Raw genomic sequence first — 23,922 nt, forward strand, 5'->3', positions numbered from 1 at the left:
TCTAATATTTTATCATAATTTTACGCTCTTCTCAATCAAAGGCTAAATGCATAAATCAAAGCAAGTTTCGCAACGTAGCACAATAACCCTTTCCGGGCTATTGACCACTTGCAACTTGATGGGGATTTCGTTTCCCCATACCCTCGACCACAATCACAGATATGTGTATTAGTTTCCATTTACATGGTCACAGTGCGATAATTTTTCATCACTTACTTTCCCAGCAGGCCGCAAAATTTGGATTTTCTTATGAAACCACTACCACGAAGAAAGGAAGTTATCAATGACAAGACCTAAGAAAGAGGAAACTCTTGCAAAAACTAAAGATGTGCATTTACGCATGAATGAAACTGAATATGATCTTCTTGCAGAAAGAGCCAAGGCTAACAGCATGACGGTTTCTGATTTTATCCGAAATGCCTTGGTCAACCAGAAAGTCATCATCAAATACGAAATTACCGCAGATGTTCCCGAAATAAAAAAACTTATTAGCGAGTTTGGTAAAATTGGCAGCAACCTAAATCAGATTGCTCGATATTTTAATCAGGGTGGAATCCTCTCTTCTGAAATGAGAAATGAAATCCGAAAGTCTCTCCGGGATATTTATGAAATGAAATATAAAGTGATGAAAATGGCAGGTGATTTTCGTGGCAGTAATTAAACATATCGCAAACAAAAACTCTGACTATGGAGAATCGGAACGGTATCTTATCTTCCAGCACAACGAGTATACACCAAAACCGATTCTTGATGAAGAAGGGCATATGATACTGAGAGAAGAATATTATCTGGACGGTCTGAACTGTGATCCATTCTCTTTTGCATCTGAATGTCAGGAACTGAACAGCTACTATCACAAGAACAAAAACTTCAATGAAATAAAATCCCATCACTATATCATCAGCTTCGACCCAAAAGACAGGGATGAATGTGGATTGACCGGTGAACGTGCCCAGCAACTCGGATTGACTTTTGCAAAGAAAAACTTTCCCGGTCATCAGGCTTTAGTCTGTACTCATACCGACGGTCATAACAAAAGTGGAAACATCCATGTGCATATCGTAATTAACAGTCTCCGTAAATATGATATACCACAAGAACCCTATATGGAATTTGACTGTGAAGCAAAAGCCGGTTATAAGCATCATCTAAGTGCTGCCTATCTTGCCCATCTAAAACAGGAAGTCATGGATATGTGCAAAAAAGAAGGGCTGCACCAAGTTAATCTGCTCACTCCTGCTGAAAGAAAAATCACCGAAAAAGAATACTGGGCACAACGCCGGGGACAAGAAAAATTAGATAAGCTAAATCAGAAAATGAAAGAAGATGGAATCACACCGAAAGAAACTCGTTACCAGACAGAGAAACAATTTCTCCGTGACGCTATTGATGATGCTGCAAGTATCGCCCGATCACCAGAAGAATTTTCAAAAATCCTTGATGAAAAATATCACATCATCTTCAAGATCAGTCGAAACCGGTACAGCTACCTTCACCCTGGCAGAAAAAAATATATCACTGGAAGAACTCTTGGGACCAGATACACAGAAGATTTTCTCTTGAAAGCATTTGAGGAAAATACGAAATCCCATAGAGAACCGAAAAAAGGAATTCTGGAACAGCAGGCTCCAAATACTTCCACAGATTTACCAACTGTTCCTTTCTCCGATACTTCTGCTATACCAGCACCATTCATTTTCATAAAATCAGATCTCCGACTTGTCATAGATCTGCAAACCTGTATTAAAGCACAGCAGAGCGAAGCCTATGCTCAAAAAGTAAAGCTCACCAAATTGAAGCAGATGGCTCAGACTGTTGCCTACATACAGGAACATGGCTATGATTCTCTTGATGATTTCCATGCAACACTCAATCAGGCATCAGACCAGACCAGTGCTTCCAGAAAATCTTTAAAAGATACTGAACAGCAACTTAAAGATGTAAATGAGCAGATTCATTTTACCGGACAATATCTGGCATATAAAAATGTGTACGCCGATTATCGTAGGAGCCGCAATAAGGACAAATTTTATGACGAACACCGGACAGAACTTTCCCTATATAACACAGCCCTCCGAACACTCAAAGAAAAATCTAGCGGGCATAAATTGCCTTCCATGAAATCTCTCTATGCCGAAAAGGACCGGCTTGTTGAATTGAGGGATAGACAGCGTGAAGATTTTTCTAATCACCGGGATTATGAACGGGAACTTCGCACTGTGTCTGCGAATATTGATATGATTCTTGGGAAAAATCGTGAGCAGCAACTACAGGATAGAAAAGAGCCAAATTTATAGTTCATATTAAAAAGGGACAGATTACTTCTCTGTCCCTTATAATATATCTCTATTTTTCTAACTGCTCATACCAATCTTCTGGAAACCCTATATGTCTCAATGATATATCATTCTCATATTCTTCTACAATAGCTTTTAATTCTATCAAGACTTTGTTGAGCCATTCTTTTTTGTCTGGATATAATAATTTTAATACAAGTATTTGTGAAAACAATTTTCTGTTTGGTGATGTTTCTAATTCCCTTGGCATTTTGGGTAATGCGGGAAATGACCAATAATACAGCCTTGAATAATGTGCGCAGCGGTTTCTCAAATCCGTGATACAGCGTAACCAGCTTTTTAAACAGGCCACTGATGTACCATATAATTCTTTTGCTAAATATTTCTGGTCACCAGACTGTAAATCTGCATAAAAGTACATCAGTAGTTCAGCATCATAAAGAAAAGTATGGTGGAAATTTTCCTATATGGGTTATTGTTGAATTTTTTTCAATGGGAATGCTGTCTTACTTTTATTTTCCTCTATACATACATTTAACAGTTTCACGAACTTTTCATGATTGTGCCTATCATTGTAAATAACCCCATCCATATATCCTAAAGCCCCATGAACATGTCCACTGTAATAAGCTAATTGCGTTCTTAAGTATAATTCAACTTTTTCTATATAATTAAACAATACACCACGCAATCTACTGTCAAATTCATAGATTCTTTGAATTCTGTGAAAGTTTATATTTGAAAAATACGTCCCATCCTTTTTCCTAAACGGAAGGAAATAAGCAGATAATCTATAATAATTCGCCTGTTTTAAAAATCCGATACATTCTGTATCATTATCTATAATAAAACCCTTTTCTTTAATAATTTCAACTTGTTGAGCAAAGGTTTTCGGTTTTTTCATTACCTGTACAGTTGCTTCATTATTTTTCAACTTTTCATTTTTAGTTTCACTTGTATTCACCATTATTTCTCCAAAAATAAAATGTCTCCCCATGGGACACATCACTTGCGTGAGAGGTGCGGGGAGTCCTGTTAATATTATGATATGATATTTGAGAGAAAAAATCAACCATTTTTTTTATTTTATCATCAAAAATTCCGGCAAAATTTTTTTACTTCTTCTTTCTTTCCATCTCTTCTTCCATTGCCTTCTGTTGCTGTGGCTGTCCTTTGCCTTGACTGGCTATCTTCTTCTGATGATTATGAAGTCGTTTCAGTACCGATCTCCGTGGAGCGTTCTTATCCTTTTTCTTTGGAGTGTTGTTCATCAGTCCGTCAATCATATTATAGTTGGCTTCTTCTGTCATCTCTGCACTGCGAAGGTATTCTCCATTATCCATAACCTTCTGCCAGTTTGCCAGCTCTGGTTTCTTCTTTTGTGTTTCTCCGGATTGTGTCTGTCCGGTCTGGGCTTGTGCCTGCATTTCCTGTTGTTTCTTCTGTTCCTGTGCCTGCTCTACCTGTTGCTGCATGAAGTTCTGAATGTTCCGTCTGACTTCTTCATCAAAACCATTGTAACAGTCATTCATAACTACGGCACCTTCTTCACTGAGAATCACATAGGCTGCTCTTGTCCCATACTCCTCATGTTCCATCAGAAACCATTTCTTTTCGTTCATCAGAATATAATCCTGTGCAAGCCATGTTCCTTTCTTTCCTTCGATTTCATATCCGGTCGTATCAATGGAAAGTCTGGTATCGGAAGAACTTTTGATTGTGAGAAATTCCGGAATGATGATAAAACCATCTTTATTTACATAGTAAGCTGTGGTTTTTCCATCATCGGTAATGACAATCACATCGCTGCAACCGATGGAATGACCTTTGAAGTTTTTCGGTCGCTGCTTCTGCAAGCGTGTTTTAATGTCAGCCGGAGTTTCCCCCGGCTGGATTCTTCCAATATACACCTGATGATAGTTTTCTATCTGGACTGTTTTTCCTTCGCTTTTCAGTTTCTCGTAAGAACGGAAACGGACATCCCGGTACTCAGGGGTATCTTTTACCTGATATACTGCACACTGACTTGTACTCATTCTTCTTCCTCCTCTTTCAGTTTCATTTTATATTCTTCCAGATCCATAAGAAAAACTTCATAACCTTCATCACTCATACAGAACAGTTTTCTTATGGTATTGCAGACAAGCCCAATCATATCTGCATCGCCTTTCAGAAAAGGAATGATATGGTCGATTGCCTCCATCGTGTCATTTCGGTTTCCTTTATCAAACATTGCCGTTACTAAACATTCATCTGCGTCAAAGTTCATTGCCAGATCCATCATAATTCCACCTCTCCCTTCTTATGTGCCTTGGATTTCTCCGTTGCCTTGTTTTGCTCCTGTGCTTTTGCCCTTGCCTGAAAATCTTTTAAAGACTGCAGCACAGATTTCTTCACTTCACCTTTTGCTCTGCTTACAAGTTCTACCTTTTGTGGCTGACTCTGACTTACAGATACCGGTTCCTGCTCTGACCTTCTGTCTGCCGCAACCGCAGAAGGTTTCTGTTCACTTCCTATTGCTGTTTCTGCCGCATGTTCCGTTTCCTGCACCCTTCCATGCTTTTCATCCAGATACTTTTCCATGTCTGTGATTGCTTTCTGCACCAGAGGGCTTTCTTTATAGTGTGGAATCATATCTATCAGATCACGCCGTATCCGGTCTGCACTCATCAACTCATATTCTCCGGAATAATCTTCATCACCATCTTGCAGATCAAATCCGATTCCTTTAATCCCATGCAGTCTCTCTGCTGGGATACTCTCATATATTTTAATGGCTTCTTCTAAAGTAAGGTTGTTATGGTACTCTCCCATGACCGGAAACTCCATGCACTCTGCGACATAAAAACTGATCGTGGCTTCTGGCTGTTCCTGCTCTGGCTGTTTGTCAAAGATAGAAAATCTCTCTGCGTCCTCCAGACGGGAAAGTAAAGAACGGGCAGTTATCACATCACTGTCTATATCAGACTCTTCCGATACTTCAACGAGCCAGTCCTTTAAACACCCTGTTTTCTTATTCAGAATGTCCTCTGTGATTTTCTCCACCTGTTCTTCCCTGTTCTCAACGGTATCCTTATATTCGTAAGTGTCATATTCATAGCTGAAATTATCTAAATCCACCGCCAGCTTTTTAATCTCCTGCTGATCAAGGTAAACATCTGCTTCCTTCATATATTCTGCCAGAGTGATTCTTTCTTCTGCGATAGGATTGATGTCCACCTTAATACCTGCCATTGCTATACCATGAGCATTTAATTCATTGAAGAAACTGTCTTCACAGATATTGCCACGATAAGAAAGCACTACATCAAGGTCAGAATCTTCCCGGTAAAGGTCTTGTCTGCTTCTGGAACCATACACTCTTGCAGCAAGCAGCTCTACCTCCTGTTCCATTCCCATATCTTCTAATACTGACTGTGCATGATACAGAACCCCTCTTTCAACTTCTGCCCTGCTCAGGCTATTTAATGCCAGTTCATTTCTTCCAATCTCAGAAGTCGCACGAAGTTCCCCTTCCTGCAATAAATCTTTAGAGTGCTGGATCGTCATTTCTTCAAATTCTTTATAATCCACTTTGACACATTCCATGTCATCCATTCTCTCACTTTTAAGAATTTCATAAGCGGCTTCCTGAATGGATGCGTCTGGATTATCGTAATCACCACCCTGGATTTCATGCAGGTCAGAGTCATAAAAAATAAACGCATATCCTTCTTCTGTTGCCTGTATGGTCAGATACCCTTTACTCCTGGTAAACTGCATTGCAATTCCTTCATAGGTTTGCATTGCTTCTTCCCTGCGAAATCCTTCAAAAATACTTGCCGGGTAGTTCTTTTCTAATTGTATCCGCTGCATCTGTTCTTCCTGAACTTCTTCCACATCTGCCATCAGTTCTTCATAATCCACTACTTTTGCATCTTCCAGAGAGTACCCTTTATCTTCTAAAATATCACTGGCAGCTTCATCTACATAGATTGTCGGATTGTCATAGATTCCTCCATCATCCTCCTGATAATCTTCATTGTAAAATGTATAGTCATAGCCATCTTCTGCGGTCTGGATTGTAAAGTATTGTTTTCCGATCTGATATGCGATCTGTACCTCATTCCAGTCCAGCATGTTTTCCATTTTATTTACCGCTTCATATATTTCTGGATTCAGCCACCCTCCGATCTGTTCATACGCATGGGTCAGCCGATCTATCCCGTTTTCACATCGGATAAAATCCATGCTTTCCTGCATCGTTTCCGTATTCTGGATACCAAGCACTTTTTTCTGATGATTTGGCAGACGTAAATATTCCTGCATCGCTTCATCCAGTGATTCATACCGTTTTACTTTTACTACACCCTCTGCATTTACATCTTCCATCACATAAAAATTATCAATGTAATGGATTTCTGGCATTTTTAACTTTATGCCTTCCGGCAGCTGCACCTCACTGACTGCATGGAAATTAAACCGTACATTCGTTCCAGATTCATTTTTTCCTGCCATTGTTTCTTCCCAGGTATCTTTCTGTACTGCCTGTATTTCTTCGATTGTAAGTAACTGTCCACTCCGCAGGGTTATAACAGAATCTTTCGGGAATTCCGTCAAGTCATAAAGTGTTGTTCCATTTTCCTGCAAATATTCTGATACAGCTTCTAACGCTCCTGCATCAAACCCATTCCATAAGTCCTCCGCTACAAGCTGTCCATTTTCTGCTACGATAATGCCTGCCACATCGGAGCCAAATTCATCATGTTCCATTAAGAAGAACTTCTCCCCCGCATATTCCTTTTCATCAACCGTATGCCATGTCCCGTTATGTCCTTCTGCTTCATATCCTCTTGTCTCTGTCGTGATTGTCACTTTGTTTTCTCCTATCGCCTGTTCTATCCTCTGCATCCGGATCTCAGCTCTTGCCCTGTCGATAAACCCATCTAAAACTGCCGGGTGGCTTTCGATCACATAATCCAGGTTCAGATTTCTGCCCCGGCTGATATTTTCCGGGACTTCGATATGCTCCGCCCAGTCTTTGTTCTGTCTGGAAAATCTGCCGTCATAAGAAAGTTCACGGATGGTATTTGCCATAACAAACGTCATACGTTCTTCTCCGAAGCGTTCCACGACTTCTTTTGCCGCATCCTGCTTTAAGTGTAGCCCGTCAAAATTCTCCCGGATGGCTTCTTCGATGGCTTTCTTACAGTCCAGGTTTAACTTTCTGGAATCCAGATAAGCATCCACATCCCGTTCTCTCATTGCCTGTTCCAATGTTCCTTTATAAACTGGCGGATATGCCCTGACGGAATTATGTTCCAGCATGTTCATTCTCTGCTGGACAAACTCCGGAAGTTCCTGAAATCCAAAAGAATCTACATAATAGGCTGTAATCTCTGCACCCCTGTTTATCACGATCACATCACTTACCGATAAGGAATGACCACGGAAATCTTCCGGTCGGTCAATGTTAAAGCGTTCAAATATATTGTCTAACGTGATCGTTGGCATCCATGGTGCTGCATAAACCATCCGGTAATCCTTTCCATCAATGGTATAGCCCAGACTCTTTGCGGATTCTATTCCCATAAACTGATAAGTATGCTCATCTCCACTATCCATCTGATAAATGGCAAACCTTCTGCTTTCTCCATGCAGAAGAAGTGTCTCATCAATCTTTTCCGCACTGTCCTGTTCCAGTTTTTCCTGTCTGGCGGCAGTTGCTTCTCTTTCTTTATGTACTTCCCATTCTGCTTCCGTGATACCAAAAATACCGTCATGTCCCAGGATTGCATTTTCTGTTTCTGCAAGAATCTGTCCTGCCTGCTCTGGATTGTCTGGATTTCCATGTAAGAGAAAAACTTCCGCACCCTCACGATACAATTCTACTGCCCTGTTTTTTTCAAGAGGATACATGTGTTCCAGTCGGATTCCTGCTTCGTGCATTTCCATAAAACCAATCATGCCATCTGGGAAATTGTCAATCTGTGCCTGTGTTTCATTCATAAGGCTTCTCGTATATTCACTTCCCGGTCTGCGGATTGCAGTCATCATACGGTTCACCAGTCCAAGCACTTCGTCTTTGTCATCCATCTTATATGCAAAATTCACAATAAGATTTCTCTGGGAATCTGTGAAGTTTCCCGTATTGGCAGCTTCTGCCGTTTCAATCAGACGGTGAGCATACTGCATGGCTGTTTCTTCTGCAATCTCTGGTTCCTTGGCTGGGAAGTTTGCCCTTGCTGCCTGAATCACTTCATACACCAGCTTTGAACCAGCTTCATCGTAAGATTCCCTCATGTCCCATACCAGGTCATTCAGTCTTTCCACCTGTCCGGGGAAAGTTTCCGCATATTCATTTACAAATGCCTTTTCTTCTTCTGAAAAAATATTTCTTGGGAACTCTGCTTTTTGCACGATCATCTCTGCCTGCTCTTTCGGAGAAAGATCAGAAAAAGAAATAACTCCTATGTCAGCATCATACTCCACATCATAAAAATCAATCGGATAGTTCTCTCCGTGCCCACTGCTGTCATACAGTGGTGTGACGGCAGCACCTTTTTCTTCCAGAAAACTTTCCAGAGGTTTCTCATTCTCCTCTATCTCACCACTTTCCAGAAGGCTGACGTATTCTTCCACATTCTGTTCTAACTGTTCCCTGCTCATATTTTCGATCAGATCATAAGTAAACTCGGAACCCATGCTGCCCGAAAGATGCAGAATCAAATCTTCCTTATGGAAGGTATCCCGGATTGGTCTTTCCATTTCCAACTCGTACATCTGTGCCTCGATATTCTCAATGATCTCTGCCGATGTTTTTCGGATGGTATCCATAGATGCTTTCAACGCCTTCATATCCCTGCTCTCGCACCAGCTGGCGATATAGGTAAACGAATATTCTGAAGTATCCAGACCAAAATGGTTGCAGACTATGTAAGCGATACTTTCTGCTTCCACTTCCTTTGTTGTCTGGTCTTTTAAGACGCCTTCCGCATCCATTACTTCCCGGTCATGCAGCAATGCGTGGCTCACTTCATGGACTCCGGTTTTCATCGTCTGGACATTACTCATATCTTCCTTTATCGCAATATATTTTTCTGTCTGGTGATAATAGCCTTTTGCTTCCCCTTCCACATTCATCATGCGGATCGGTACAGGAGAAATATTCTGCAATGCCTGCATGAACGTATCATAAAACTGTACACTTCCGGTAAGCTCCGGCACCTCCAGTTCTGCGATCGGTTCTCCCTCTGTCTGGCTAACATCAAACACTGTCGTTATGCGGAATCTCGGTATCACCATCTCCACAATCTCTGTTTCCGGCTGTCCATCATCCCCGATCACAGGCTCTTTTGTTACCGGGTCGATCTTTTCAATCTCCTGTTTCTCCCGGATCGGTGCTGGTGCAATGATCTGGATTCCTTTCTCTCCACGTTTTACATGGCGGTTAAACTTCTTCTGCCATGCCTGATACCCTGCCACCAGTGTTGCTTCCGGTTTCTGCATGGTGAGCAGCAGCGTGTTATTAAAGCTGTAATTATGGAACTTTGACATGGTATTCAGATATTCGGTATATCGCTCCGATGTAAAGATTTCCTTTACTCCCTGCTCCAGCCGTTCCGATATTTCTTTTAACTGTTTTTCTATATTATTTGCCATAAACAAACCCTCCATTTTATGTCCCCGCCAGAGAAAACTCTGACGGGAAATCTTTTATAACTCCTGTTCGTGTTTTTTCTTTGCAGTTTTCTGTGTAACGGTCAGTTCCGCTGTATTCTGCTGTGCCTTCTCCTGCTTTAAGCGTTCCAGAATAGATGGCTTATGAATTCTGTCTGCTGTTTCCGGAAGTTCTTTTTCTTCTACGGCATCCCTACTGTCTGTGTTACTTCCTTCTCTGCCAATATCCTCATCTGCCATAATCGTCTCATTGCCCTTTTCATCCATGTTCAGCAAGGCATTTAACTCGGATAACCGTTCTATCTTTTCATTCAGCTCTGCTTCTTTCGGAAATGGTTTCTTTACCTCTTCCTGCGCAGTAGCAAGCTGCTGTTGTACGGTTTCCAATTTCTGCTCACTTTCCGTCAGCTTCCTGTCGATAGAAGAAAGCGTGTTATGGATACGCTGCATATTTCCTACCGGGTCTTTTCCGATCTCCAGCTTATAAGAACATTTTCCTTTGATCGTCAGTTCAAACGCATTGGAGAACATATTATAGGAAGCAGATAACGTGAACCCATGATATTCCCCGACCTTTCCGCCGGTGCTGACGGTTTTTAACCCTGCACAAGCAGCGATCAACGCTTCGCCTGCTTCTTTCTTATCTTCATAAAGGACATTCCCTACTGTCATGGCAAACGTGTCATTATCCTGTAAATCCACACTTTTTACTACCTGCGAATCCACCTGCATTCCGGCAATCCGCTCTTTCAATGCACTGATCTGTACCGGGAAATTCTTTGCAATATCGGATTCCAGACGGTAAATCTGACTGGTATGGTTTGCCTTTAGAAGTTTTAGCTTACTCACCTGCACATCCAGATCCATTTTTTCTTTAATGTACGGATTGCCTGTGGCAAGTGCCTTTATTTCCGCATAGGACAGTGCCGTATCATCCACATCTTCACAAGCCCTGACCGGGGATTTACTGGTCATGATCTGGCTGATGAACTTCTGCTTATTCTCCAAAATCTGCCACATATACGCATCAAAAGTGTTCTCCGTCACATACCGGAATATCTTTACTTTGTCATTCTGGTTTCCCTGTCTTAAGATACGTCCTTCCTGCTGTTCCAGATCAGACGGCTTCCACGGACAGTCAAGGTGATGGAGGGCAATGAGCCTGTCCTGTACGTTGGTACCAGCACCGAGTTTTGGAGTGGAACCCATAAGGATTCTCACCTGCCCGGCCCGTACCTTTGCAAACAAATCTGCTTTCTTTGTCTCCGTGTTGTATTCATGGATAAACGCAATCTCTTCTTTCGGGATTCCCCTGGCAACCAGTTTGTTTCGGACATCATCATATACATTGAAAGTCCCATCCCCTTTTGGAGTAGACAAGTCACAGAAGATCAGCTGTGTTGTCCGATCTGCTTTTCCCTCGTCCCATACCTGAAAAGCATTTTCCACACAGGTATTGACCTTGCTTTTTTCTGCATCCGGAAGGAGTTCATTTAATAGCCTCTGATCCAATGCACATTTTCTTCCGTCATTGGTAATCTTGAGCATGTTGTCCACCGTTGGATTCACAAGACCGGCTCTTACTTCTTCCGCACGTTCCGAAAAGGCACTGACCATTTCCTGCTGTTCTTCACTTGGTTTTAAGACTTCATTGATAAACTCTGCTTCCGGTACAGGAAGATTCAGCATATCCGATGTCTGAATATCCGCAGCTTCCTTAAAAATAGAGATCAGCTCTGGAAGATTAAAAAAACGGGCAAACCGTGTTTTCGCACGATAGCCCGTTCCTTCCGGTGATAATTCGATTGCGGTTACTGTCTCCCCAAACGTTGCCGCCCAGGAATCAAAGTGTCCCATACCCATACGCATGAGTGTGTCATACTGGAGATAACGCATGATAGTGTAAAGCTCGGTCATACTATTTGATACAGGAGTACCTGTAGCAAAGGTGATTCCTCTGCCGCCTGTCAGTTCATCCATATACCGGCATTTCATAAACATATCCGAACTTTTCTGTGCATCCGTCTGTGAGATACCCGCCACATTCCGCATTTTTGTATACAAAAAAAGGTTCTTAAAACTATGGCTCTCATCCACAAACAGCCGGTCTACACCCAACTGCTCAAAAGTTACTACATCATCCTTTCTGGTCTGGTCATTGAGTTTCTTCATCCTCGCCTGCAGACTCTTCTTTGTTTTTTCCAACTGCTTGATGGTATAATTCTGCCCTGCCTGATGTGCCGCTTCTTCAATGGAAAACGTAATATCTGCGATCTGATCTTCCAGCATGGCAATCTGCCGTTCTCTTGAAAGAGGGATTTTCTCAAACTGCGTATGGCCGATGATCACGGCATCATAATCCCCTGTCGCAATACGGGAACAGAACCGTTTTCGGTTTGCCGGTTCAAAGTCTTTCTTCGTTGCCACCAGGATATTTGCTCCCGGATAGAGACGTAGGAAATCACTGCCCCACTGCTCGGTCAGATGGTTTGGCACAACATAAAGATTCTTTTGTGAGAGTCCCAGCCGTTTTGATTCCATACCGGCTGCGATCATCTGGAACGTCTTTCCTGCTCCTACGCAATGAGCCAGTAACGTATTATTTCCATACAGCACATGAGCCACTGCGTTTTTCTGATGCGGCATCAAGGTGATCTCCGGGTTCATGCCGACAAACTGAATATGGCTTCCATCATATTCCCGTGGACGGATGCTGTTAAATCGTTCATTATAAATTTTACAGAGATCTTCCCGTCGGTGCAGGTCTTTAAATATCCACTCCTTAAATTCCTCTTTGATCAGCTCCTGCTTCTGCTGTGCCAGCATCGTTTCCTTCCGATTTAATTCCCGGTGTTCCCCATCGGCATCCTGTACCGTGTCATAAATCTTGGTATCTCTAAGGTTTAAGGCATCTTCCAAAAGGCGGTAGGCATTGGCTCTCTGTGTTCCATATGTGGAAGTAACAAGGGCATTTCCGTAGCTGTCCACATTTTTTCCCATAACATTCCACTGTCCGGTCACTTCGGCATACTGGACTTTGACCTTGCTCCCTACATAATATCTTGGTGTATGGAATGTTTCTGCCATGAACCGTGTAATGTAATCCTCGGAGATCCAGGTTGCCCCAAGTCTTGCCTCAATCTCTGACGCATCCAGATCTTTTGGCTGTACCTGCTCCAAATACTGCACGTTCACCTGATATTCCGGATGATCTTCTGCAAACTGTTTTGCGATCTGCAGTTTCTCCCTCACATTTCCAGAAAGATATTCGTCCGACGGCTCCCATTTTTCACTGATCGGATTCTTAAAGATCACCCCTGCCAGTTCTTCGGTAAGTTCTGCTTCTGTTTTCCCGGAAAGCTGTGCCATATAGGAAAGGTCAACGCCTGCCCTCTCACCAATGGAAACCGCAAGTGCTTCACTGGCAGTATCCACGGAAGTTACCGTTTCTGCCCTGCGGATTGTCCTTTTGGTAAAAATATCCGCTTTCCGTTTCAGTTCTCCCTTATCATCCAGAAATTCCAGAGAAGTCAAAAGACAATAGCTGCTGTCCTGGCTAAATGCCCGCTTATTGGCATTACTGCTAAGCAGACCATACTTTGCTGTAAAAGTATCATATTCTTCATTAAGTTTTTCCTGCAGCTTTGTGATCTGTTCATCGCTTCCCTCTTCCATCTGGCACTGGATCAGTTCATTCGTAATATCACGAATCTTCACCATCCCTTTGACACGTTCCGCTGTCATTGCCGGAAGCTCCATGCGGTTCATCACAGAGTTTTCCCGGTAATAAACTTCATCATCTACCACAGTAAAACTAAAATTCTTTACCTCCGGGTCTGCCGGAATAGAGACAACATCCTCTTCCAGCTCTGTATCCGAAAGTTCCAGTTCCGTGATCGTACCATGGATATTCTGGACAGCTTCCTTTAATTGTTCTTCTAAGGTAATTCCTTCTTTTGGTTTTACGGTCACTTCCTGCTTTCCATACTGGGTACTTTCTGTAGTAAACTCACCAAGCACCATTTCCGGATGCTCTGCAAAATAAGCATTGACTGAATAGCCTTCCGGTGTTTCCTTTAAATTTAACCATTCCGGTTCCTCAATGGATGCCCTGTCCCTTTTCTGGAAAAACAGAATATCAGAAACAACGCTGGTATTGGCATTTCTCTGGAACGCATTATTCGGTAATCGGATGGCTCCAAGCAGTTCTGCCCGGTTTGCGATATACTGTCTCACTGCCGGGTTCTGCTTATCCATCGTTCCACTGGAAGTTACCACTGCAACTACACCGCCCGGACGGACCAGATCAAGGGATTTTGCAATAAAATAATCATGGATCATAAAATGATGCCGGTCATATCTGCGGTCACTGACCTGATACGCCCCAAATGGAACATTGCCTATCACACAGTCAAAAAAGCTGTCCGGATAACTGGTTTCCTCAAATCCCTGTACTGCAATCTTGTTTTTCTGGTAAAGCTGTTTTGCGATTCTTCCCGAAACCGGGTCGAGTTCCACACCGTACATATTGGCTTTGCCCATACTCTCCGGGATCAGTCCCATAAAGTTACCGACACCACAGGACGGCTCCAGAATATTTCCCTGTTTCAGTCCCATATTTTCCAGTACTTCATACATACTTCGGATCACGGTCGGGGACGTATAAAAAGCATTTAAGGTCGATGCCCTTGCTGCACTGTATTCTTCCGGCGATAAAGTATTCTTTAATTCCAGATACTCATTCGCCCAGCTGCTGTTACTCTCCTCAAATGCCTGTGGGATACCACCCCAGCCAACATAACGGGATAAGATTTCCTGTTCTTCGGGTGTTGCCAGACGTTCTTCTTTCTCCAAAGTCTGTAACAAATGGATGGCTTCCATATTTGCTTTATACTTTGCTTTCGGACCGCCTGCTCCAAGGTCATTATCCTGAATCCGAAAGTTATGCGGTTCTGTTACAATCTTTTCTGCTTCCGGTTTCAAATATGGCTGGAATTCTCCTTCATATCCAAACAGTTCATTTTCTCCGGGAATATAATTGCGTCCGGTTTCCAGGCACCGGAACACATCGGCAGTTGGTGCATTGCTGACTGCATAAAACTCATCATACGAATATTTAGGGAAATCTTCTGTATGATAGGTCGACAGATGAAGTTCTGTATTGGAACGGGTCTGTGCAACCAGATCTTTTCCCTCTAGTCCTTCCGGCAATACCCCTACTGCTTCAAAGTGATACCCCTGATACTCAAAAACACCCTCATCCCAGGACTCTGCCAGTTCTTCTGCTGTTTTAGCTGTTGTCTCTTCTTCTGGTTCAGTTGGTTCCTGTCCCTCAGAATCTTTCGTTGTTTCCTGTTCCTGACTTTCCAGAATAGATTCTTCGGCAGTAACCTCTTCCTCTTCTATTTCCTCCACATCTGACATATCTACTACGGTCGGTTCTGTCACTACCTTCGTATCCAAGAAATCAAACATGGTCATCTGGTGCCCGGATGGTTCCGCAAAAGACGGTTCTGCTTCCGGTGTCGGGAAAATCGTATAGGTTCCTTCTGCATACTGGTGAAGTTCTGAAAGAAGTTCTGTTTTCTGCTGGTAGTTTGTCCCATATGCCTCAAAATCTAATGGCAGAACTGCCAATGCTGCATCCATCTTCTGTAACAGTTCTTCTGTCTGCTCTGGATTCTCTAAAACTGTCACCATTTCTTTTCCTGGTTTTTCCCAGAAGAAATCATCCGTAAATGGTCTGTCTATCTCTTCCGGAAGACGGTCATAAAAGCGGAGTACCTTGTTCGCCATCTGTTCCCGTTCATATTCCGGCATACGAGCATAATCTTCTGCCTGCAGAAACTGGTCATTCTTTATCAGATAAGCTACTCTATTTGCAACTTTATTCCAGGATAATAAAACTGATGTATATGGATTTCCATAAGTACCTCTTGCAAGAAACAATCCTTTTCCATCATAATTTGCGTGTGAATCATCCGCCCCAGACAGTGCATGACTGCTTCCACCGATCCCATACTGTTTCTTGATAAAACCTGTCCTCGATCTTTCATCCTCATGCAGCAGATAAAAGGAATATGTCCTGAGTCTGCCTTCGGAATACGCCCCACCTCTGACAAGAAATGCGTCGATCTCGTCTTGTGTAATGAACATCTGCTGTTCTTTCCATGCAAATCCCTCTCTTGCCTGGTATGGGATCACTTCATCTGCAAACTTCTGGAACTGTCTGGAGATATTGACCGGATTATAATGATGGAAACGCATAAGAGAGTTGTCCGTCTCATAGGCTTCTGCCAGTGCTTCCAGTCTTTCATTCAAATCCGAAAGCCACCCTGGATCTTGCAGTTTTTCAGTAAGATAATCCGTGATTTCCGGATAAATACTACGAAGATGCGGCAGATCTGCTTCATCAAAGATAATCTCTGCCACACCTTCTGCCATATCCCCTTTCATATAAGCAAGTGCCTGTGCGTGTTCCTTCAATGCGTTGTCCCTTGCCACATCCAATACAGACTGCGGGGCATATTCTCCCTGATTTAAAAGCTGATGGATACGTCTGCTGACATCTTTCCAGGATAAAAAGGCTTTATCCAGAATCTGGTCTGCCACCGTATGCCCGACTGCGATCTGCATCCCAGTTTCATCAAACCAGACGGAATATTCCCTTCCGTCCATCTGAAAACCTTTGCCGCCTTTTCCATACTCACGCTTTACAAACTCCGTATATTCTCCCGGTGACTGTTCACTCATAAAGTTATAGATGATACGCAGCTGGCTTCCTGTCCGGTTTCCGCCTGTCCGTAAAATATCATCCACCACACTTTCCGGGATGGAGATTTCCCCGGCATATAAAGCAGCTACCCTTTCTCCAATCTGCCTTTTCTGTTCATTTGCTGTGGGATATTCGGGCAAAGATAAAGCAGAGGCGATTTCTTCCTCTGCTTTACTCAGTCCATCTTCTCTTGTATCTTCAACTAGCTGTATACCAATTCCGTCAAGATGCTCTCTTCCGCTGTTGCCATCAGTGCGTTCATATGTGCTGTCCAAGCCATCGGGTCTGCTTCCTTGTCCGGTGCCGGATGGTTCTTCAGCAATTTCTCCATCTGGCTGTCCATCCTCTCTTGTGCTGCCTTCTCGATCTCTGCCAGATGGCTGTTCAGCTTTCCTGTCAGGAACAGGCTCTGATACAGGCTGTTCTTGTGTTCCTTCAGGAATCTCCTCCGAAGCATCCCGTATTTCCCTATCGTCACTTCTTCCTCCTCGACGGTCAGGTTCGGGAATAGGTAATCCCCCTTGCGATGATATGTCAGTTCCATAGTCGGTTCCTCCTTCATTCTCGATATTTTCCTCTTTGTTGTTTTCTACGTCCTGATTTTTATTTTCACGCATTAACGTGTTAAAGTTATTATAATTCCTTTCATTGGAAATTTCAACCTCTTTTCTGGCTTCTTCCAGAGAAATTTTATGTACGGTCTTTCCAATATCAATCAGAATACTCTCACTGAGCTGGCTTGCCGCATTTCCAAGGAAGGTGAGAACTGACAGACGGTTATAATCTGTGATATGCATAAAATCCTCTTCTTCCAGAAGCTCCATCGGTTCCAGACCACACCGTCTGCAAAGCATGTAATATACACTGTCCGTTGCAAGCTGGCGGAAATCACTGCGGATCGTAACTTCATCCAGATCTTCCAGATACGTTCCTTCCGCTGCATATTCCAAGCCGTCCAGATATTCTTCCAGACTGTCTGCGACCATTTCCCTTGCAACCGCCATCAACGCATCCGATAAAGTCCCTGTATCTTTTTCTTCCAGACCATACGCTTCTGCCAGATGGGTAAGGATCTCTTCCTGCTGATGTTCCTGCATCTGCCACAGGTAAGGGCTTCTTCCGCCTGCCACCATGTGCGTATCTGAAATATCAAACACATACCGGAGTCTGGTATTATGACCATTCTCGTCAAGCAGGGCGATCCCCCTTGCACCACGGTTCACCCATCGGAACATCTTTTCATTCCATAATTCCAGTGATGCACAAGCCGTTGCTTCCGGATGCTGTGCATGGATCAGAAGCTGGTCTGAAAAAGAATAACGATATAACCTTGATGCTGTGTCCATATAATCCATCCAGTCTCTGGGTGAACTGCTCACTGATACCGCATGTTCCTGTGCCAGTTCCCGGATGTCCTGTAATTTCGACATACTGCCTACCTCCTTGCCTTATTTCTTTTTCTTCTTTGGAAATTCCAGATGGAACCTTGGCTTTCCGTCCTCCAGTGTCAGTAAAAGATCTGCGTCAAACTTTATATCTTTTTTTCTGGAATACAGCCCTTTTACATGGGTGCAGGCTTTATCAAGAAGCTCCACTGCCATCTTTTTATCCAGTGTTTTCTCCATGCTTCCTAAGAAACGGTTTTCTTTCCAAAGGGCAAAATCACACTGCCTGTTGGAGCAGTAAAAATTTTGCTTTCCTTCGTAGACATCAGAGCCGCAGACCGGACACTTACCGATCACTTCCCTTACTTTCTGGAACCTTCTCCTTTCCGTTTCCGGTATTTCCCTGCACACAGAAAGAATCTTACCGACTAAAGAAGTGATCTCACCCATAAACTGTGTATCGGTGATCTGCCCTTTTTCCATCATTAAAAGCTGATTTTCCCATTCGGCAGTCATTGCGGCAGATTTCAGATAAGCCGGCATGACATTCACCAGTTCCCTGCCCTCTGTGCTTGGCAAGATCTGCTTTCCTTTTCTGACTGCATAGCCGGAAGAAACCAGTTTTTCAATGATACCTGCCCTGGTTGCCGGAGTCCCCAGTCCTTTCTTCTCTGTCTCCGAATCAAAGTCTTTATTCCCTGCGGTTTCCATAGCGGCAAGGAGGGTATCTTCATTGAATGGTTTTGGCGGGGAAGTAAAATGCACTGTCTTTTCTGCCTTTACCGGAGAAAGCGTCATTCCTTCTTCATATCCATATGGGATGGAAGTTTCTTTTTCCGTTTCTTTTTCCGTTTCTTCTTCCGGCTTGGCTTTCACGCACTGGTTCTTAAAGGCATTCCCCGCCGCTTTAAATCCCATCTGCACCGGCACTTTTCCTCTGGCGGTAAAATCATGTCCCTGACATTTGACTATAATATCCGTCTGCTCATACTGATACTCTTCCCCTGTTGCCTGCACCAGCTGCTGGCAGACCAGCATCATCAGGTTCTTTTTGTCCGCTGTCAGATCAGAGATTCCTTTTTCTACGGCTTCTTTTGTTGGAAGAATCGCATGATGGTCGGATACTTTTGCATTGTTAATCACTCTGGTGATGTTATGTCCCAGCTGTCCATAATCCAAGAACGGAAGTAAGACTGGCATTTTCCCTACCAGTTCCTCTACGGTATCCCTCATATCCTCCGTCACGAACTGGCTGTCCGTTCTTGGATAAGTGACCAGCTTTTCTTCATATAATTCCTGCAGCATATCCAGTGTTTTCTTTGCCGTATAGCCAAAGTAACGGTTTGCTTCCCTTTGCAGACTGGTCAGATCATAAAGTTTGGGAGGAAACGCTTTCTTTTGTTCCCTCTTTATCTGTGTAATCACTGCTTCCGAATCCATACATAAGGAAGCAAGGAGATCGGCTGCTTCCTCATTTGCAATATTTTCAGAAACTACCGTAAGCCTTCCGTCTGTCAGTGCTACTTTATAAAAGGCTTCTTTCTGAAAATGCTCAATCTTATCCTGACGTTCCGCAAGCATGGCAAGCGTTGGCGTCTGCACCCTGCCCACAACCAGACGTTTAAAATAACAGGTCGTATATGCCCTAGTTCCGTTCATTCCGATCAGCCAGTCTGCCTGTGCCCTGCATACCGCAGCCATGCAGATATTCCGGTATTCCTCTGCTCCTTTCATTGTCTGAAAACCTGTCCGGATTGCCGTATCTTCCATGGAACTGATCCATAAACGCTTCACCGGTTTCCTGCATCCGGCAAGGTCATACACTCTCTGGAAGATCAGTTCCCCTTCCCTTCCTGCATCACAGCCATTTACCAGATAGTCCACATCTGCCCGGTTCATCAGGCTTTTTAACACATCAAACTGTTTCTTTTTATCTCTGGAAACTTTCAACTTCCAGACCTGCGGGAGAATCGGAAGGTCATCAAACTGCCATTTCTCATATTTCGGGTCATATTCCTCCGGCTGTGCATACTCTGCCAGATGCCCAAGGCACCAGCTGACAATACAGCTCTCCCCTTCTAAATATCCGTCCTCTTTTTTATAAGCTGACAGATTTTTGGCATAACTCTGTGCCACACTTGGTTTCTCTGCGATCACTAAAAATTTTGACATACGCTTTTTTTGTCCTTTCTGAAAAAAGGGCAGCCAAACTGCTCTGGCTGCCCCTGTCCTTATTTTGGTTGCTTCTTTGGAGATGGAAGTTTATTCTTCTTCCTCATCCTCTTCTTCATTTACATACGGTCCGTCAGAGAACTCCAGCTGTTCGCTTACATAGTCCTCCTCTTTGCCACGTCCATGCTTTTTATAAACGGCGATACCTGCCACTCCAAGAATCGCTGCAAGTACGATTGCTCCAAGTCCTTTTACATTCATTCCTGTCTTTTCTTCTGTCTTTTCTTCTTTCTTCACTTCGGTTTCCTCCTCTGCTACCGGGGTAGTTTCCGGTGTGGTTTCCTGGATCACTACGGTTGATTCTTCGGTTTCTTTGCTCTTTTCTGTCTCATCCAGAAATTCTGCCAGGTCATTCTCATCGACCAGGGACATCATATATACATTTTCTGTATTGCTGGAACGGTCAATGACCATGTAAAATGTATTTCCCTTCTTGGTCTGGATGGTAAGGAACTGTTTCGTATCATCATTTTCCTTATCATCCACCAGCTGGGCATTTCCCGGAGTAGAAAAAGCAGAATTATCCCCTTCCCCGGTGACCCTTCCGGTATCCTCTTTCTTCTCCGTATCTTCTGTTGATTCTGTTGCCGTTTCTTCTACTACCTGTGTCGTTGTCTCCTCTGCCGGTGGGTTTGCATTTGCATAAACCGTAGCAATGGATGTCCCGGAGATCATGGTGACTGCCATGGCAATCATAAGCAGTTTCTTTACCACTTTATTCCTCATCGTCTAAAACCTCTCTTTCTGTCATCTGACCAACAGGTGGTCTGTGAACTTCTGTGTTGTTTTCCTTTTTCTGCGGAGCTTTTGCATCCTCCACCGTGATACCACCGTCCTCATCCATCTGGATCGTAACGGTTCCTTTCTGAATCCCGTCAAGCAGGACAAGCAGGCTGCGGCTGTCCAGCTTCATGGAACGGAACGACTTAACGATCTCTATATCTTCCATCTGCTGTCTCAATGTATTCTGCCGCTTCAGGTGTTCCTGTAATTCAGCAATCTTATCCTCCGTTTTCTGAATATCATTCAGAAGTTTTTTTAATTTCATGTTCATCTGCCCTGTCACCTCCTTTAATGCAGACGACCAAACGCCATAAAATGTTCCTGCCAGTAAGCACTTGCAATGCTGGTATACTGGACAGGCTTGCCACAGTGGATCATCATGTTATTGCCGACATAGATTCCCACATGGCTTGCTCCCGGTGTGTCATAGGTTCCCTGGAAGAAGATCAGATCTCCCGGTTTTGCCTCCGATGGAGATACCTGCGAACAGTGTGACCGCAGCTCATCTGCAGTACATCTTCCGACATTCCATCCATTTCCACAGTTATTGATAACCCAGCTCACAAAACCGGAACAGTCAAAACCACTTGGGGAATAACCGCCCCATACATATGGAACACCCAGATATTTTTCTGCTTCCTGTATCATTTTTGCAAACTGTGGATCAGATAAAGCATCTGCCGGTATGTCATAACCAAATCCACTGCTTCCGGTGGGTATGCTGTTTAGATCAAACAGATAATCACGGTTGCCGTAATATTTGTTATACGCATCGTAGCGTTCCTGTTCTTCCTCTGTCATACGGCTCCTTAACACGGCATCCAGGCTGTGGTTTGTCATCGTCACATCCAGACGGTTCACCTCTTTTGTAGTCGTGACCTGCACTTCCTGGTTTCCATTGCTGTCTGCTATGTAGGCTTCCCATGTCTGGTGTCCATGTGCGGATGCCGCCGCATGATTGTCATAGTAAACATCGAACTGTACCCCATATCTTGCGAACGCTCCGGTATCTTCTACTACATATTCCACACCGTTCATGACGACATGGGTCCCGATCGGCACAAATGGATTCGCCGCATCCACGGCAATCGTATGGTTTGCTGTCGGCATTGCCCCACTGGCTGTCGGTCCGCCACTCCACTGGCCACAGCAGATCGGGCAGTTACAGTACCCACTTGTCACAACCAGTCCCAAGGACTCCCCTACCCGGACAGTCTTGGTTTCTGTAACTGTTTCTCTGGTAGAGTCTGTGGTGATTCCATACTGCTGTCGGAAGATCTCCTTAATCTCATCTGCCACTTCATCGTAAGTGAAGCCGCCGTATTTTACCGTAAGATAAGAGATCAACTGATATGGGTTATGACCGATCTCATCAATCTGGTACCGGTATTCGTCATAATCCGGATGGGTGGATTCCATCTGATTAATCTGTGTATTCAGTGCTTCTTCCAAGGCACGGTACGCATTTTCAGCGGCATAAATATCTTCATCCGTACTGGAATAGCTGGTAGAGATGATTGCTGAAGAAGCTCCCTGCAAAGATGCCGTACAGCTGGTAAAACTGGCTGCGATCAGCACAAAGATCAGAGCAAAGACAGCTACCGTGGCAAAAATCCCCCGGTTCTGTGCCGCCACCATCTTGACGGCATCTTTCACTTTTTCCGTAAACTTCTGTGCGGAAGTGATCGCTGCATCCTTTACTTTTTTACTCTGTCTGGCTGCCTGATACTGCTTCTGGTAACGCTTCTTCTGAAAGAGTTTCTGCAGGGCAGATTTCTTTTTCTTCTCTGCTTCTCTTTTCACTGCGTCCTTCGCTTCATTTCCATAGGCAGTCTCAAATATCAGCCTGCTCCTTTCTGCTTCATCCAGGACGCTTTCTTTTAATCTCCGGGATTCTTCCCTCCGCCCTTTCAGCCGTTCCCGCATGTAGATGGATTTCCTTGCAAGGCTTTCCCCGACAAGCTCTGCCCGGTGTGCCCCTTCCACTGCCGCATTTTCATCCTCTTCTTCGTGCGTTTTCCAGTGTGCTGCTGTGACTGCCGCATCTTTGACTGCCGATGCCGGATTCCGGATACCGATCCCGGCACCATGTACCATGCCGTCACCCTCATCACCAAAAGACAGACGGGAAACTTTTTTCCGCTGTTCCTTCAGCACCCGTTCCCTTTTGGACTTGCCTTTGATCTCCTCGTGGAACTTATCCAGGGAATCTTCCATCACTTCGGAAGTTTCCCGGTAACGGGCAGATTCTCTTTTGGCTGCTTTTTCTTCTCTGGAAGTCTCCTTTTCCTTCCTTCTTTCCTTTGCAGCATAATCCCTGACCATCTTTTTCTTCCGAAGATCCCGGCTGTCTGCAACTGTCTCCAGATATGCCCGTTCCCCTCTTGGCTGTCCACGGATACTCTCTGTGCGAAAGGCAGATTTGGGGTTCTCGCTGCTATCGTCTGTAAGCCCCTCTTCTACATCCGCATCAGTTGCTATATCTTGTTCATCATCCAATATATCTGCATGTTCCCTACTATATCTGGGTTTTCTGGAACTCTGCTCCGGCTGTTCCATCTCCCGTTCTTCTTTCAGCCGTTCATGTCTGCGTTTACTAAAATCCAGTTCCTCTTTCTTCTCACTGCGGGAAATCTCGGTATCCATATCCCGCCCGGTGATCCTTTTTTCTTCCTTGTTCCGGAGGTTTTCTTCCCGCAGTCCATCCCGGCTCATCTTCTGGACGGTTTTATCTCTCGCCTTATACTCATGCTCCTGCAACTTTGACCATCCCCTTTACTGCTTTGTCCCG

The 23,922-nt window shown here is 44.0% G+C and carries 13 protein-coding genes; 3 read left to right on the plus strand and 10 right to left on the minus strand.

The genetic code is table 11. The annotated features are described in order from the left end of the window. Positions 1-283 precede the first annotated feature (283 nt). Entirely contained in the window at positions 284-661 is a 378-nt protein-coding gene (locus H8S07_RS04535) for a plasmid mobilization protein (protein ID WP_015540969.1), read from the plus strand. Positions 662-764: 103 nt separating this feature from the next. Then, positions 765-2,297: a relaxase/mobilization nuclease domain-containing protein gene (locus H8S07_RS04540; protein ID WP_207722390.1), complete on the plus strand. Its 1,533-nt coding sequence runs from the start codon at positions 765-767 to the stop codon at positions 2,295-2,297. A 49-nt stretch (positions 2,298-2,346) separates the two neighbouring features. On the opposite strand, the gene H8S07_RS14880 is transcribed toward H8S07_RS04540, so the two are convergent. After that, positions 2,347-2,718, minus strand: a complete 372-nt coding sequence (locus H8S07_RS14880) for an Abi family protein (protein ID WP_186855527.1) — start codon at positions 2,716-2,718, stop codon at positions 2,347-2,349. On the opposite strand from H8S07_RS14880, the gene H8S07_RS14885 reads away from it, so the two are divergent. Next, the gene (locus tag H8S07_RS14885; RefSeq protein WP_243175966.1) at positions 2,652-2,879 is read left to right on the plus strand and encodes an Abi family protein; all 228 of its coding nucleotides are present in this window, start codon (positions 2,652-2,654) and stop codon (positions 2,877-2,879) included. The genes H8S07_RS14880 and H8S07_RS14885 overlap by 67 nt on opposite strands. Here H8S07_RS14885 and H8S07_RS14890 read toward each other — a convergent pair. From H8S07_RS14890 to H8S07_RS04595, 9 genes are all read right to left on the minus strand, one after another. Further along, on the minus strand, positions 2,770-3,261 hold the full coding sequence (locus H8S07_RS14890) for an Abi family protein (protein ID WP_186855528.1): 492 nt from the start codon (positions 3,259-3,261) through the stop codon (positions 2,770-2,772). The two genes, H8S07_RS14885 and H8S07_RS14890, sit on opposite strands and share 110 nt — an antisense overlap. Positions 3,262-3,412: 151 nt before the next feature. Beyond that, the gene (locus H8S07_RS04560; protein WP_186855529.1) at positions 3,413-4,333 is read right to left on the minus strand and encodes a YodL domain-containing protein; all 921 of its coding nucleotides are present in this window, start codon (positions 4,331-4,333) and stop codon (positions 3,413-3,415) included. Next, positions 4,330-4,581 (minus strand): transposon-transfer assisting family protein, encoded by a 252-nt coding sequence (locus H8S07_RS04565; protein ID WP_186855530.1) that lies wholly within the window; start codon positions 4,579-4,581, stop codon positions 4,330-4,332. Before H8S07_RS04565 ends, H8S07_RS04560 begins: the two co-directional genes overlap by 4 nt. Continuing rightward, positions 4,578-9,938, minus strand: a complete 5,361-nt coding sequence (locus H8S07_RS04570) for a DUF3849 domain-containing protein (protein ID WP_186855531.1) — start codon at positions 9,936-9,938, stop codon at positions 4,578-4,580. The genes H8S07_RS04565 and H8S07_RS04570 overlap by 4 nt, the downstream gene beginning before the upstream one ends. 54 nt (positions 9,939-9,992) lie before the next feature. After that, positions 9,993-18,161, minus strand: coding sequence for a DEAD/DEAH box helicase family protein (locus H8S07_RS14895; RefSeq protein ID WP_186855532.1), 8,169 nt, complete (start codon positions 18,159-18,161; stop codon positions 9,993-9,995). 18 nt (positions 18,162-18,179) lie between these two features. Next, positions 18,180-20,288, minus strand: coding sequence for a DNA topoisomerase 3 (locus H8S07_RS04580; protein ID WP_186855533.1), 2,109 nt, complete (start codon positions 20,286-20,288; stop codon positions 18,180-18,182). 90 nt (positions 20,289-20,378) lie between these two features. After that, entirely contained in the window at positions 20,379-21,074 is a 696-nt protein-coding gene (locus H8S07_RS04585; protein ID WP_186855534.1) for a CD1107 family mobile element protein, read from the minus strand. Further along, positions 21,064-21,402 (minus strand): DUF4315 family protein, encoded by a 339-nt coding sequence (locus tag H8S07_RS04590; protein WP_117944175.1) that lies wholly within the window; start codon positions 21,400-21,402, stop codon positions 21,064-21,066. Before H8S07_RS04590 ends, H8S07_RS04585 begins: the two co-directional genes overlap by 11 nt. 17 nt (positions 21,403-21,419) lie before the next feature. Continuing rightward, complete coding sequence (locus H8S07_RS04595) at positions 21,420-23,891, minus strand: C40 family peptidase (protein WP_186855535.1); 2,472 nt, start codon at positions 23,889-23,891, stop codon at positions 21,420-21,422. Positions 23,892-23,922 lie beyond the last annotated feature (31 nt).

The organism is Dorea hominis, assembly GCF_014287705.1.
GTDB classification, from domain to species: domain Bacteria; phylum Bacillota; class Clostridia; order Lachnospirales; family Lachnospiraceae; genus Dorea_D; species Dorea_D hominis.